General features: G+C 68.7%; 10 protein-coding genes and 3 tRNA genes. 6 read left to right on the plus strand and 7 right to left on the minus strand.

The window, feature by feature from the left end; all coding sequences use genetic code 11:
• The first annotated feature begins 214 nt into the window (after positions 1-214).
• The 4 genes from KCH48_RS39105 to purM all read left to right on the plus strand — a co-directional run bounded on the left by KCH48_RS39105 (position 215) and on the right by purM (position 4,670).
• Entirely contained in the window at positions 215-1,012 is a 798-nt protein-coding gene (locus KCH48_RS39105) for a maleylpyruvate isomerase family mycothiol-dependent enzyme (RefSeq protein WP_210582352.1), read from the plus strand.
• 69 nt (positions 1,013-1,081) lie between these two features.
• Complete coding sequence (locus KCH48_RS39110; RefSeq protein WP_210582354.1) at positions 1,082-1,975, plus strand: META domain-containing protein; 894 nt, start codon at positions 1,082-1,084, stop codon at positions 1,973-1,975.
• 57 nt (positions 1,976-2,032) lie between these two features.
• Complete coding sequence (gene purF, locus KCH48_RS39115; RefSeq protein WP_210582355.1) at positions 2,033-3,559, plus strand: amidophosphoribosyltransferase; 1,527 nt, start codon at positions 2,033-2,035, stop codon at positions 3,557-3,559.
• Between the two features lie 34 nt (positions 3,560-3,593).
• Complete coding sequence (purM, locus tag KCH48_RS39120; protein ID WP_210582357.1) at positions 3,594-4,670, plus strand: phosphoribosylformylglycinamidine cyclo-ligase; 1,077 nt, start codon at positions 3,594-3,596, stop codon at positions 4,668-4,670.
• Positions 4,671-4,758: 88 nt separating this feature from the next.
• On the opposite strand, the gene KCH48_RS39125 is transcribed toward purM, so the two are convergent.
• Together KCH48_RS39125 and KCH48_RS39130 are read right to left on the minus strand one after the other, a co-directional pair.
• On the minus strand, positions 4,759-5,010 hold the full coding sequence (locus tag KCH48_RS39125; RefSeq protein ID WP_210582359.1) for a DUF3073 domain-containing protein: 252 nt from the start codon (positions 5,008-5,010) through the stop codon (positions 4,759-4,761).
• Between the two features lie 303 nt (positions 5,011-5,313).
• Positions 5,314-6,411, minus strand: coding sequence for a Glu/Leu/Phe/Val dehydrogenase (locus tag KCH48_RS39130; protein ID WP_210582360.1), 1,098 nt, complete (start codon positions 6,409-6,411; stop codon positions 5,314-5,316).
• Positions 6,412-6,633: 222 nt separating this feature from the next.
• Here KCH48_RS39130 and KCH48_RS39135 point away from each other — a divergent pair, with 222 nt between their 5' ends.
• Both KCH48_RS39135 and bldC read left to right on the plus strand, forming a co-directional pair.
• On the plus strand, positions 6,634-7,476 hold the full coding sequence (locus KCH48_RS39135) for a hypothetical protein (RefSeq protein ID WP_210582362.1): 843 nt from the start codon (positions 6,634-6,636) through the stop codon (positions 7,474-7,476).
• 577 nt (positions 7,477-8,053) lie between these two features.
• Entirely contained in the window at positions 8,054-8,260 is a 207-nt protein-coding gene (gene bldC, locus KCH48_RS39140) for a developmental transcriptional regulator BldC (protein ID WP_003949541.1), read from the plus strand.
• A gap of 431 nt (positions 8,261-8,691) precedes the next feature.
• On the opposite strand, the gene KCH48_RS42680 is transcribed toward bldC, so the two are convergent.
• The 5 genes from KCH48_RS42680 to KCH48_RS39160 form a co-directional block, all read right to left on the minus strand.
• Complete coding sequence (locus KCH48_RS42680; protein WP_246886582.1) at positions 8,692-8,883, minus strand: DUF6274 family protein; 192 nt, start codon at positions 8,881-8,883, stop codon at positions 8,692-8,694.
• Positions 8,884-9,182: 299 nt separating this feature from the next.
• Positions 9,183-9,257: transfer RNA gene (locus tag KCH48_RS39145), tRNA-Asp, on the minus strand.
• A gap of 94 nt (positions 9,258-9,351) precedes the next feature.
• Entirely contained in the window at positions 9,352-13,329 is a 3,978-nt protein-coding gene (gene hrpA, locus KCH48_RS39150; RefSeq protein ID WP_210582364.1) for an ATP-dependent RNA helicase HrpA, read from the minus strand.
• Positions 13,330-13,453: 124 nt separating this feature from the next.
• Positions 13,454-13,527, minus strand: a tRNA-Phe gene (locus KCH48_RS39155).
• A gap of 24 nt (positions 13,528-13,551) precedes the next feature.
• A tRNA-Asp gene (locus tag KCH48_RS39160) sits at positions 13,552-13,626 on the minus strand.
• Positions 13,627-13,673 lie beyond the last annotated feature (47 nt).

The following is a 13,673-nucleotide window of genomic DNA, read 5'->3' on the forward strand; positions in this document are numbered from 1 at the left end:
CCCTCACCCCCCCCCCCCCCCCCCCCCGCCCCCCCCCCCCCCCCCCCCCCCCCCCCCCCCCCCCCCCCCCCCCCCCCCCCCCCACCCCCCCCCCCCCCCCCCCCCACACCCCCCCCCGCCCCCGCAGGCACCCCCCGCCGAATCCGCACAGGCCGCCGCAGGCACCCCCCGCCCAACCGCCGGAGGCAAGCGCACCCCCGCATAGGCTGCACCCATGCCCCCGGCCAGAAAACGCCCCCGCACCTACGACCCCACCAAGATCCGCGCCGCCGTGCTAGCGCAGTTCGGGCATGTACGAGACGCCGTACGCACGTTGACACCCGAACAGCTCGCGTTGCCGACCCGGCTCGGGCAGTGGACCGTACGGGAGTTGGTGGCGCACACGGGGATGGCACCGGCGGCCGTGGTGCGGCTGCTCGACGAACCGGAACCGGCGCGACAGGACGCGGCCCTGCTGGACTGGCTGCCCGCGATCGCCGACGCTGCCGACGACATCGCCGACACCGCCCGACTCAGAGCCGAGCAGCACACGGACCTGGACAGCCATCTCGCGGACATCGAGCGGGAGTTCACCACCCGCATCGCCGACGAGCCCGGCAGCCGGCTGCTCCCCACCAGCGCGGGCGCGCTGACCCTGGCCGACTACCTCGTCACCCGCACCGTGGAACTCGTCGTCCACACCGACGACCTGAACGCCGCCGTCCCCGGCCTGGACATCCCGTACGACCGCCAGGCCCTCGCCGCCTGCACCCGCCTCCTCGCCGACGCGCTCGCCGCCAAGGCGCCCGGCGGCTCGACGGAGGTGCGGATCCCGCCGTACGCCGTGGTGCAGTGCGTGGAGGGGCCGAGGCATACGCGCGGTACCCCGCCCAACGTCGTCGAGACCGACCCGCTCACCTGGATCCGGCTCGCGACCGGGCGGGTGGAGTGGAAGCATGCTGTCCATGACGCCAAGGTCAGTGCCAGCGGGGAGCGGGCCGATCTCGGGCCGTTGCTGCCGCTGCTTCGCTGACGGACGGGCACATGACAACAGAGTCATAACGGGGCCGAACCCATCGCCCGTCCCGTGCGTCAAAGAGCCATGAAGCGGACGACGAAGAACATGACGTACGCCGCCGCGGCCCTGGCCGGCACGGCCGTCCTGGCCGCCTGCGGCACGGATTCCGGCAGCGCCAACGGCGCGGTCGGCGGCGAGGGCAACACCACCAAGAACATCTCCACCATCGCGGACACCTCCTGGCTGCCCCAGAGCGTGACAGTCGACGGCAAGAAGTACGACCTGCCCAAGGGCGACGCCTTCGAGCTCGAGGACGCCCACATCACCTTCAAGCCCGGCGCGGCCGAGCCCGAGGTCGGCGGGGGCGAGTCCGGCGGCACGGTGGGCTGCAACCACTTCGGCGCCGACGTCGACATCGAGGGCGACACCGTGAAGGTCTCCGACCTCGCGATGACGCTGATCGGCTGCGAGGGAGCCGTCGGGGAGTTCGAGGAGAAGTTCGTGGGCGTCTTCGAGGGCAACCTCAAGGCCGCCGTGCAAGAGCGTGACGGCACCAAGACCCTCACCCTGACCAGGGGCAACGGCGACCGCATCACCCTCCGCGAAGGCACCGCCGAGACCGCCCCCGCCCTCAAGGGCACCCGCTGGACGATCGACACCCTGCTGTCGGGCAAGAGCGACGACTCGACCGCCGTGTCCCTGCCCGAAAAGGCGAAGGCCCACCTCACCCTCACCAAGAACAACACCGTCACCGGAAGCCTCGGCTGCAACACCTTCAACGCCAAGGCCACCGTCAAGGACGGCACCATCGAGATCGGCCCTCTCGCGACCACCCGCATGGTGTGCTCGGGGCCCGTCATGAAGACCGAGCGGGAACTCACCGAAATCCTCTCCGGCAAGGTCTCCTACCAGCAGAAACACAAGTCCCTGACGATCACCGCGACCTCCGGCGAGGGCCTCGTGGCGCGGGCGAAGTAAGCAAGCCCACTCTTCACGAATTCGGACCAGTGGTCGATCTCGCCTACACTCGGTGGCGTGCCACGTGGTGACGGTCGACTAAGTCATGATCTGCTCCCCGGCGAGAAAGGCCCCCAGGACGCATGCGGCGTCTTCGGTGTCTGGGCTCCCGGCGAAGAGGTCGCCAAGCTCACTTACTTCGGGCTCTACGCCCTCCAGCATCGAGGTCAGGAATCCGCGGGAATCGCGGTCAGCAACGGCTCCCAGATCCTCGTCTTCAAGGACATGGGCCTGGTCTCCCAGGTCTTCGACGAAACCTCGCTCGGTTCGCTCCAGGGTCACATCGCGGTCGGTCACGCCCGCTACTCGACCACCGGCGCCTCCGTGTGGGAGAACGCCCAGCCGACGTTCCGCGCCACCGCGCACGGCTCCATCGCGCTCGGCCACAACGGCAACCTGGTCAACACGGCCCAGCTCGCCGAGATGGTCGCCGACCTGCCCAAGCAGGAGGGCCGCACCCCGCGCGTCGCGGCCACCAACGACACCGACCTGCTCACGGCGCTGCTCGCCGCCCAGGTCGACGAGGACGGCAAGCCGCTGACCATCGAGGAGGCCGCCCACTCGGTCCTCCCGCAGGTGCTCGGCGCCTTCTCCCTCGTCTTCATGGACGAGAACACGCTCTACGCCGCCCGTGACCCGCAGGGCATTCGCCCGCTGGTCCTCGGCCGCCTGGAGCGCGGCTGGGTCGTCGCCTCCGAGTCCGCAGCCCTCGACATCTGCGGCGCCGCCTACGTCCGCGAGATCGAGCCGGGCGAGTTCGTCGCCATCGACGAGAACGGCCTGCGAACGTCCCGATTCGCGGAAGCGAAGCCCAAGGGCTGTGTCTTCGAGTACGTCTACCTCGCCCGCCCGGACACCGACATCGCCGGCCGGAACGTGTACCTCAGCCGGGTCGAGATGGGCCGCCGCCTCGCGAAGGAAGCGCCGGTCGACGCCGACCTCGTCATAGCGACCCCGGAGTCCGGCACTCCGGCCGCCATCGGCTACGCGGAAGCGTCCGGCATCCCCTTCGGCGCGGGTCTCGTGAAGAACGCGTACGTCGGCCGTACGTTCATCCAGCCCTCCCAGACGATCCGCCAGCTCGGCATCCGGCTGAAGCTGAATCCGCTGAAGGAAGTCATCAAGGGCAAGCGCCTGGTCGTCGTCGACGACTCGATCGTGCGCGGCAACACCCAGCGGGCCCTGGTCCGCATGCTCCGCGAGGCGGGCGCCGCCGAGGTCCACATCCGGATCTCCTCGCCGCCCGTGAAGTGGCCCTGCTTCTTCGGCATCGACTTCGCCACTCGCGCCGAGCTCATCGCCAACGGCATGACCATCGACGAGATCGGCACCTCGCTCGGCGCCGACTCCCTGGCGTACATCTCCCTCGACGGCATGATCGAGGCGACCACCATCGCCAAGCCGAACCTCTGCCGCGCCTGCTTCGACGGCGAGTACCCGATGGAGCTCCCGGACCCCGAGCTGCTGGGCAAGCAGCTCCTGGAGACCGAGCTGGCCGCGGGGCCCGCCGCCACGGCTGCGGCCGACGCGATCCGTCGCCCGTAAGCCACGTAGAAACCAACCCGAAAGATCCCAGGCAATGTCTGAGACTCATGCTGCTTCCGGTGCTTCCTACGCGGCTGCCGGCGTCGACATCGAAGCGGGCGACCGCGCCGTCGAGCTGATGAAGGAGTGGGTGAAGAAGACGCAGCGCCCCGAGGTCCTCGGCGGCCTCGGCGGTTTCGCCGGCCTCTTCGACGCCTCCGCCCTCAAGCGCTACGAGCGTCCGCTGCTCGCGTCCGCCACCGACGGCGTCGGCACCAAGGTCGACATCGCGCGCCAGATGGGCGTCTACGACACCATCGGCCACGACCTGGTCGCCATGGTGATGGACGACATCGTGGTGTGCGGCGCCGAGCCGCTGTTCATGACCGACTACATCTGCGTCGGCAAGGTCCACCCCGAGCGGGTGGCCGCCATCGTGAAGGGCATCGCCGAGGGATGCGTCCTCGCCGGCACCGCTCTGGTCGGCGGCGAGACCGCCGAACACCCCGGTCTGCTCGGCCCGGACGACTTCGATGTCGCCGGCGCCGGCACCGGCGTGGTGGAGGCCGACCGGCTGCTCGGCCCGGATCGTATCCGTACGGGTGACGCGGTGATCGCCATGGCGGCCTCCGGCCTTCACTCGAACGGGTACTCGCTCGTCCGGCATGTCCTGCTGGACCGCGCGGGCATGGCGCTGGACACCCAGGTCGCCGAGTTCGGCCGCACCCTCGGCGAGGAGCTGCTGGAGCCCACCAAGATCTACTCGCTGGACTGCCTGGCGCTGACCCGGACGACGGATGTGCACGCGTTCAGCCATGTCACCGGCGGTGGACTGGCGGCCAACCTCGCCCGCGTCATCCCGGACGGCCTGCACGCGATCGTCGACCGCTCCACCTGGACCCCGGCCCCGGTGTTCGACCTCGTCGGCAGGACCGGCGACGTCGAGCTGCTGGAGCTGGAGAAGACCCTCAACATGGGCGTCGGCATGATCGCGATCATCCCGGAGGAAGCGTCGGACGTGGCCCTGGCGACCCTGGCCGACCGCGGTGTCGAGGCATGGGTGGCCGGAGAGATCACGGACCGCGGCGACCATGCCACGGGTGCGGAGCTGGTCGGCGTGTATGCACACTGACTGAGCTCCCGGCCGGCGCTTGCGAAAGCAGCGCAAAACCCGGTCCTACGGGTAACCGCTCAGGACCGGGTCAGGCACTGCTTGACAGTCAAGCGCCGCGGCGTTGTTGCGACGCGGGACCGGACTCGTCGTCCTCGTCCTCGTCGTTATAGAGATCCGCGTACTGGGCGTACGGGTCATCTTCCTCGTCATCGTCCTCGAACGGCTCGCCATTCGGCGGCTGTTGCGAAGTCGAAGCGCCCAGCTCGTTGGCCAGACGCGACAGGTCAGTCCCGCCGCTGTTGTACTTCAGCTGGCGGGCGACCTTCGTCTGCTTGGCCTTGGCCCGGCCGCGCCCCATGGCTCGACCCCCTCGGTGACGGGGCTCGACGGCCCCAGAGTCTCGACACGCGTTCATGATCTGGAACGGACTCTCCGTGGAGAGGCCGGTCCGTAGGGCTTCCACGGTACCTGAGCCCGCGCCCATACGGTACGTCGCCCGCAGCAGCCGCGTGTGCACAGGACCTTTGAGGCGCCCCGTCCTCGCTGGTCAACCGCGATTTTAACCACTTCCTGGCGGTCGACCCGCCGATGGAAGTGAGAGTTCTCTCTAAGTGCCCACCGGCGGGTACCGGCCAAACCTCCCGGACCGGTCCGGGCGCACTCACCGTCCGCGCGCCGCCGCCTCGTGCATCCGCTGCTCGGCGATCCGGTCGGCCGCGGCGGCCGGCGGAATGCCATCTGCCTTCGCGCGTGCGAATATTGCCAGCGTGGTGTCGTAGATCTTCGCCGCCTTCGCCTTGCACCGCTCGAAGTCGAAGCCGTGCAGCTCGTCGGCGACCTGGATGACACCGCCCGCGTTCACCACATAGTCGGGCGCGTACAGGATGTGGCGGTCGGCCAGGTCCTTCTCGACGCCCGGGTGGGCCAGCTGGTTGTTGGCGGCGCCGCACACGATCTCGGCGGTGAGCACCGGCACGGTGTCGTCGTTCAGTGCGCCACCCAGCGCGCAGGGGGCGTAGATGCCGAGCCCGTCGACGCGGATCAGCGCCTCCGTGTCCGGGACGGCCAGCACGGTGTCGTACCGCTCGGTCACCTGCCGTACCGCCTCCTCGCGCACGTCGGTCACGAAGACCTCGGCGCCCTCCGCGACCAGGTGCCCCACCAGGTGGCGGCCGACCTTGCCGACGCCCGCGATGCCGATGCGCCTGGCCCGCAGCGAGGGGTCGCCCCACAGATGCTGGGCACTGGCCCGCATGCCCTGGTAGACGCCGTACGCGGTGAGGACGGAGGAGTCGCCGGCGCCGCCGTTCTCGGGCGAGCGGCCGGTGGTCCAGGGGCATGCGCGGTGGACGACGTCCATGTCGGCGACGTACGTGCCGACGTCGCACGCGGTGACGTACCGGCCGCCGAGCGAGGCCACGAAACGCCCGTAGGCGAGCAGCAGTTCCTCGGTCTTGTCGCGCTCGGGGTCACCGATGATCACGGCCTTGCCGCCGCCGTGGTCGAGCCCGGCCATGGCGTTCTTGTACGACATCCCGCGCGCGAGGTTGAGCGCGTCGGCGACGGCCTCCTCCTCGCTGGCGTACGGGTAGAAGCGCGTACCGCCGAGTGCGGGGCCCAGGGCGGTGGAGTGGATGGCGATGACGGCCTTGAGGCCGCTGGCTCGGTCCTGGCAGAGCACGACTTGCTCATGACCCCCCTGGTCCGAATGGAACAGGGTGTGCAGTACATCAGCAGGCGCGCCGGTTACGTCGGTCACGGTGGTGACTCCTGGGTAAGTAGCGGCGGTTGGGACGAGCTCCCGTAAGGGTGGCGGGAGGCAGCTAGCACGAGATTAGAGCCTGTACGCCCCGCCGACCGCGACGTGCTCAGGATCACCTACTCCCGGAGTACGCCCGTGCGACGATTTGCATAGTTTTCCCGCAGGTTTGTGAGCGGGTTTCGCAGGTTTTCCTGGCAGAGGGCGGGGGAGGGAGCAGGCGTGCCCAAGGTGTCCTCGCTGATCGTCCCGTACGCGACCTATCTGCGTGTGTACGAACCGCTGGCCGCCTTCCCGAAGCGGGAGCGCGACCACTGGGAGAGGTACGCCCGGCGCCCCGACCGTCCCACGTACCAGGACGAACTCCGCCGCGCGCTGGCCGACTTGCTGCCCACGCCGCCCGTCCCGGTGCCGGTGCACGAGAGCCGTGACGCCTTCGTGCTCGAGGTCGACGGAGTGGTCTGCGTCTGCCCCTGGCGCACCCGGCTGCGCGGCTGGCAGGCGCTCGGCGATCTCGCCGAGGAGCTGCCGCCGCCCGTCCTGGACGCGGTCCTGCCGCCCGTCGTACGGCGTCAGGCGGCCCAGGACTACGAGCGCTGGCTGGCCCGCAACCCCGACGCCCGGCCGTGGATCCGCACCTCGACCTGGCAGGTGCCGCTGCACTGGTTCGTGTTGGTCGCCGACGAGGAACGGCGTTTCGACAAGGGCTCCGGCGACGCTCCGCCGATGCTGCGCTACCGGACGCCGATGGTGCAGGCCCGGCGGCGGGTGGCGCGGGCGCTCAGGACCCTGAAGGACACCATCGACGAGGGGCCGCTGATCGACGGCCTGCTGGACGTGGGGCGCTGGCTGGAGGAGTTCCATCCGCGCTCGCTGGTCGAGCTGGACTACGGCGGCTTGGTGCACACCCTGCCGCCCGGCGAACTGGAGGACGACCATTCGGCCGCCGACGTGGCCGAGGGGATCGCGGCGCTGCGGGAGGGGGACGGCGAGGCGGCGGGCGAGGCGTACGGCCGGCTCGTGGAGCGGTGGCGGTCGGTGCGGGACCGGCGGTCGGCGAACTGACATCCGGAGTTTGATCGTCGTTCGGCGATATGACGCCTGACCTGCGGTCGGGGAACTGACGTTTGACCTGACGCCCGTTTTGGGGTTTCGTCCTCGTCCTGAGGTTCCTGAGGTTTCGTCAACATGGGGCGTTGGTCCCGATCCGGGCTTATGTCTCAAGCGTGACGGACCGCACTTACGCGGCCCTTGCCTCGCTTGCCCCTCCTCATGTCAAAATAGGACAAGGAGTCCGGGGGAGGACTCCTCCGTCCGACTGTGCTCCACTATGGGCGGAATCTCAGCATTGCCTGCTTTGGGGGGTCTTGTGACTCCTGATCGTCCTGTGACTGATCGTCACAGGGGCGTGACTGTCCGCTATGGCATGGTCCATCGGCTTCCGTCGCCGATGAACACCTGGGGGGCAATTCCATCGGTTTGGCCGACGCGGCTGGACAGATGGTGTAGTTGTAGTGCCGAGGACAAGCCGTTCGTCCTATAACCGACTCGACCCGCGTCCGCCATTTCGGGCAACGCGGGTCAAGGTGCAGAATTTAGAGGAAAGAACCGAGAAGGTTCGGTTCTCCCGAGGAGGCCGCTCATGACCGCTCGCACCCCTGATGCCGAGCCGCTGCTGACCCCGGCTGAGGTCGCCACCATGTTCCGTGTGGACCCTAAGACGGTCACGCGGTGGGCGAAGGCCGGGAAGCTTACATCGATCCGCACGCTCGGCGGGCACCGCCGCTACCGCGAGGCGGAGGTCCGTGCTCTGCTCGCGGGCATTCCGCAGCAGCGCAGCGAAGCCTGACAACTGAATAAACCGGGCAAACCGGCTGGTCCCCCACTGGCCGCGACGTTCGGAAACCTAGCTCCACACGACGCGGGTTCTGCCCCAACGGAGCCCACGCCCGAGCTCCACAGAGCTTTTGAAGCACACAACAGGGTGCGTCGTCGATCGCGCTGGACTCCGCCGAGTCCAGCGCGATCTTTTTGTGCCCTGTCGCGGCTGGTCCGGCCGGCTCTGTGAGTGGCCTTGTCGGAGTCTGGGGAGGGCTGTCGGATCTCCTGTGTGCGGGCTCGGGGAGATGCCTCAGGCGGGTGCAATTGCACATATTAAATTGAACAGTTGTAGGAACCGGGTAAGAACCGAGGTTTGAAAAACTCACCCGGTGACACCCGTCACATGCCAGAGTCCTTGTCGCCCCCGTCTCCCGTGCGCTATTGAGCGCCGGGCGCTCGTCATGCGGGCGTGGTGCTCTCGTCCTCCACGGCCTCCTGCGGATCCCGGGCGGTCCGTGGGGCCGTGTCCATGGCCAGCCGCAGGAGATGGTGGCAGATCGGGCAGTGACGCGTCAGATGGCGATAGGAAGATGCGGCCGCCAGATGCGCACGAAGCAACGCCCGCGTCTCATGCCTGACCGATGCCGCCATACCCCACCTCCACAGAACCGCCCGTGAAGCGCCCTTGGTCCCTGGGTACCGAGGGATGGACACGCCGTCAAGACGGCGACAGGGGGCACCGGGAAGGTGGACACGAAGAAGGCCCGCACCCTTGACGGGCGCGGGCCTTGCTCTTCTCGCTGCGGTCCTGACGGGATTTGCTGTACCCGATTGCGGCTGCGCCGCGGGCGCGGCCTCCACCTTGACAGGGTGGCGAGCGCTGTTGGGGTGCGTGGTGTCATGCAGAAGGCCCGCGGCCTTGTTCGGCGCGGGCCTACTGCATCTCGCTGCGGTCCTGACGGGATTTGAACCCGCGGCCTCCACCTTGACAGGGTGGCGAGCACTCCAAACTGCTCCACAGGACCTGGTTTCGCGGCACTTGGTGGTGCGTTGTGCTGCGAGAAGAGACTGTACAGGAGGGGCGCCGCCTGGTCGAACTCACTTAGGGTGCGGGGCCGGTTACGGCGCGGCCGCGTCGATCGCCTTCACGATGCGCTTGTCGGAGACGGGGTACGCCGTGCCGAGCGCGTGGGCGAAGTAGCTGACCCGGAGCTCCTCGATCATCCAGCGGATGTCCAGGACGGAGGAAGGCACCGGCCGCCCCTGCGGCATCTGCTCCAGCAGCCACGCGTACTCGTCCCGCATCTCGTGGACCTTCTCCATACGCGTGGTGTCCCGCTGGACGTTCGTCGGCATCTGCTGGAGCCGGCGGTCCGCGGCCACCAGGTACCGCATCAGATCCGCCAGCCGCCGCGTCCCCGCCTCCGTCACGAACCCCGGCTTCACGAGGCCGTCCAGCTGCGCCCGTACGTCCGCCAGGTTCGGCAGCAGCGCGGGGCTCCGTACGGCCTTCAGGCGGCGCTCACAGGCCTGCCACGCGGCGAGGACCTGCTGCACCTGGTCCACCGTACGGACCGTCGTGTCGACGATCTCGGCGCGGACCTTGTCGTACAGCTTCCGGTACGACTCCTCGTCCCACACCGGCCCGCCGAAGTCGCCGATCAGCTTGTCCGCCGCAGCCATCGCGCAGTCGTCGAACAGGGCCTGGATGGAGCCGTGCGGATTGGCGGACAGGGCGAGCTTCTGGGCGTTCGTCAGCTTCTCGGACGCGAACTTCGCCGGGTTCACCGGGATGTTGCGGAGGATCAGCCGCCGCGTGCCCTGCCACATGGCCTGCTGCTGTTCCGCCTCCGTGTCGAAGAGGCGTACGGAGACGGTGTCGCCGTCGTCGACCAGCGCCGGGTACGCCTTCACGGGCTGCCCCGCCCGCCGGGTCTCGAAGACGCGGGTGAGGGAGCCGATCGTCCAGTCGGTCAGGCCCTTGCGCTCCAGGGACTCGCCGCCCTGGCGTTCGGCCGTGGCCGCCGCGGCCTGCGAGAGGGCTTTCCTCGCCTTCGGCTTCAGCTGGAGCTTCAGGGCCTCCAGATCCTTGTCCTCGGCCAGCTTGCGGCGCCGCTCGTCGACGATCCGGAAGGTGATCCGGAGGTGGTCGGGGACCTTGGACCAGTCGAAGTCGTCCGCGGTGAACGGGACGCCCACCATGCGCTTCAGCTCGCGGGCCATGGTGGTGGTGAGGGGTTCTTGGAGCGGGACGGCCGTGTCCAGGAAGCGTTTCGCGAAGTTCGGCGCCGGCACGTAGTTGCGGCGGATCGGCTTCGGAAGGGAGCGGATCAGCTCGGTGACGACTTCCTCCCGCAACCCCGGGATCTGCCAGTCGAAGCCCTCGTCCGTGACCTGGTTCAGGACCTGGAGCGGGACGTGGACGGTCACACCGTCGGCGTCCGCGCCCGGCTCGAACTGGTACGTCACCCGGAACTTCAGGTTCCCCTGCCGCCAGGAGTCCGGATAGTCGGCCTTGGTGACCGCCTCCGCGGACTCCCGGATGAGCATCTCGCGCTCGAAGTCGAGGAAGTCGGGCTGCTCGTGCCGCTTGTGCTTCCACCAGGAGTCGAAGTGGGCGCCGGAGACGACGTGTTCGGGGACCTTCTCGTCGTAGAAGTCGAAGAGCGTCTCGTCGTCGACGAGGATGTTCCGGCGCCGGGCGCGGTGCTCCAGCTCCTCGACCTCGCTGAGGAGCTTGCGGTTGTCGGCGAAGAACTTGTGGTGCGTGCGCCAGTCGCCCTCGACGAGCGCGTTGCGGATGAACAGCTCGCGGGACGCCTCCGGGTCGATCCGGCCGTAGTTGACCTTGCGGTCGGCGATGATCGGGACGCCGTAGAGCGTGACCTTCTCGTACGCCATCACCGCGGCCTGGTCCTTCTCCCAGTGCGGTTCGCTGTACGTCCGCTTGAGCAGGTGCTCGGCGAGGGGTTCGACCCACTCGGGCTCGATGCGGGCGTTGACGCGGGCCCAGAGACGGGAGGTCTCCACCAGTTCGGCGGACATCACGAAGCGCGGGGGCTTCTTGAAGAGGGCCGAGCCCGGGAAGATCGCGAACTTGGCGCTCCGGGCGCCGAGATATTCGTTCTTGGCTGTGTTTCTCCCGCCCTCCCCCCCGGCGTCCTTCACATCCTTCATGCCGATGTGGGAGAGGAGCCCGGCGAGCAGCGAGACATGGACGCTCTGCTCCGGCGCGTCCTCCTCGTTCAGATGGATGCCCATCTGCTTCGCGACCGTTCTCAACTGCGTATAGATGTCCTGCCATTCGCGGATGCGCAGGAAGTTCAGATACTCCTGCTTGCACATCCGGCGGAAGGACGACGAGCCGCGTTCCTTCTGCTGCTCGCGCACGTACCGCCACAGGTTGAGATAGGCGAGGAAGTCGCTGGTCTCGTCCTTGAAGCGGGCGTGCTGCTGGTCGGCCTGCGTCTGCTTGTCGGCCGGGCGCTCGCGCGGGTCCTGGATGGACAGGGCGGCGGCTATGACCATGACCTCGCGGACACAGCCGTTCTTGTCGGCCTCCAGGACCATCCGGGCAAGGCGGGGGTCGACGGGCAGCTGGGCGAGCTTGCGGCCGGTGTCGGTGAGGCGCTTGCGCGAGTCCTTCTGCGTGGGGTCCAACGCGCCCAGTTCCTGGAGGAGTTGGACGCCGTCGCGGATGTTGCGGTGGTCCGGCGGGTCGATGAAGGGGAACTTCTCGATCTCGCCGAGTCCGGCGGCGGTCATCTGCAGGATGACGGACGCGAGGTTCGTACGCAGGATCTCCGCGTCCGTGAACTCCGGGCGGGCCTCGAAGTCGTCCTCGCTGTAGAGGCGGATGCAGATGCCGTCGGACGTACGGCCGCAGCGGCCCTTGCGCTGGTTTGCGCTGGCCTGGGAGATCGGCTCGATGGGGAGCCGCTGCACCTTCGTGCGATGGCTGTACCGGCTGATCCGGGCGAAGCCGGGGTCGATGACGTACTTGATGCCCGGGACGGTGAGGGAGGTCTCGGCGACGTTGGTCGCCAGAACGATCCTTCGGCCGGTGTGGGGCTGGAAGACGCGATGCTGCTCGGCGTGCGAGAGCCGCGCGTAGAGGGGGAGGACCTCCGTGAACCGGTAGTTCTTCTTCACGAGCGCGTCCGCGGTGTCGCGGATCTCCCTCTCCCCCGAGAGGAAGACGAGGATGTCGCCCTTGCCCTCCCCCTGAAGCTCCTCGACGGCATCACAGATCGCGGTGATCTGGTCGCGGTCGGAGTCGTCGCCGTCTTCTTCCAGGAGCGGCCGGTAACGCACCTCGACGGGATACGTACGCCCGCTGACCTCGATGATCGGGGCGTCGCCGAAGTGCCGGGAGAAGCGCTCGGGGTCGATGGTGGCCGAGGTGATGACGACCTTGAGGTCGGGCCGCTTCGGCAGCAACTGCGCGAGATACCCGAGCAGGAAGTCGATGTTGAGAGACCGCTCGTGGGCCTCGTCGATGATGATCGTGTCGTAGGCGCGCAGCTCGCGGTCGGTCTGGATCTCGGCGAGCAGGATGCCGTCGGTCATCAGCTTGACGAAGGTGGCGTCCGGGTTGACCTGGTCGGTGAACCGCACCTTCCAGCCGACGGCCTCGCCGAGCGGGGTGTCCAGCTCTTCCGCCACCCGCTCGGCGACGGTACGGGCGGCGATCCGCCGGGGCTGTGTGTGCCCGATCATGCCGCGCACGCCCCGGCCGAGCTCCATGCAGATCTTCGGGATCTGCGTGGTCTTCCCGGAGCCGGTCTCACCGGCGACGATCACGACCTGGTGGTCCCGGATGGCGTCGGCGATGTCGTCGCGCTTCTGGCTGACGGGGAGCTGCGGGGGGTAGGTGACGGCGGGAACGCGGGCCCGCCGCTCGCCCATCCGCTGTTCGGCCTTGGCGACCTCGGCCTCGATCTCGGCGAGTACGGCGGCGCGGGCCTCCGGCTTGCGGATCTTGCGGGCACCTTCGAGCCGCCGGCCGAGCCGGTGCGCGTCGCGCAGCGAGAGTTCGGCCAGACGGGGGGCGAGGGCGCCGAGGGCGGGGGAGCCGGGGGCGGGGTGCGTAGACATACGCGGTCCAGGATCTCATCCCGGGGAAATCGATGGCGAACGCTTTTGCCGCCGGCGGACCGGTCACCGGGAGTGGCCCGGGAATGATCAAGGGCCCCGCTCACTGAGCGGGGCCCTTGGGCTGTGGCTGGGGCCGGGGTCGAACCGGCGACCTATCGCTTTTCAGGCGATCGCTCGTACCAACTGAGCTACCCAGCCACGAGGTTCCAAAAGGAACCTCAGCGGTCCTGACGGGATTTGAACCCGCGGCCTCCACCTTGACAGGGTGGCGAGCACTCCAAACTGCTCCACAGGACCAAGCAATGCGTACGACAGTGTCGCACACGGTGTTGCGTACCCCCAAC

It is taken from the genome of Streptomyces sp. GESEQ-4, assembly GCF_017948455.1.
Taxonomy (GTDB): Bacteria; Actinomycetota; Actinomycetes; order Streptomycetales; family Streptomycetaceae; genus Streptomyces.

What these genes read in the sequence shown, in the direction of transcription:
- KCH48_RS39105 (WP_210582352.1), top strand. Translation starts at nt 215, where the DNA reads ATGCCCCCGGCCAGAAAACGCCCCCGCACCTACGACCCCACCAAGATC.
- KCH48_RS39125 (WP_210582359.1), bottom strand. Translation starts at nt 5,010, where the DNA reads ATGGGGCGCGGCCGGGCCAAGGCCAAGCAGACGAAGGTCGCCCGCCAG.
- KCH48_RS39110 (WP_210582354.1), top strand. Translation starts at nt 1,082, where the DNA reads ATGAAGCGGACGACGAAGAACATGACGTACGCCGCCGCGGCCCTGGCC.
- hrpA (WP_210582364.1), bottom strand. Translation starts at nt 13,329, where the DNA reads ATGTCTACGCACCCCGCCCCCGGCTCCCCCGCCCTCGGCGCCCTCGCC.
- purM (WP_210582357.1), top strand. Translation starts at nt 3,594, where the DNA reads ATGTCTGAGACTCATGCTGCTTCCGGTGCTTCCTACGCGGCTGCCGGC.
- KCH48_RS42680 (WP_246886582.1), bottom strand. Translation starts at nt 8,883, where the DNA reads ATGGCGGCATCGGTCAGGCATGAGACGCGGGCGTTGCTTCGTGCGCAT.
- bldC (WP_003949541.1), top strand. Translation starts at nt 8,054, where the DNA reads ATGACCGCTCGCACCCCTGATGCCGAGCCGCTGCTGACCCCGGCTGAG.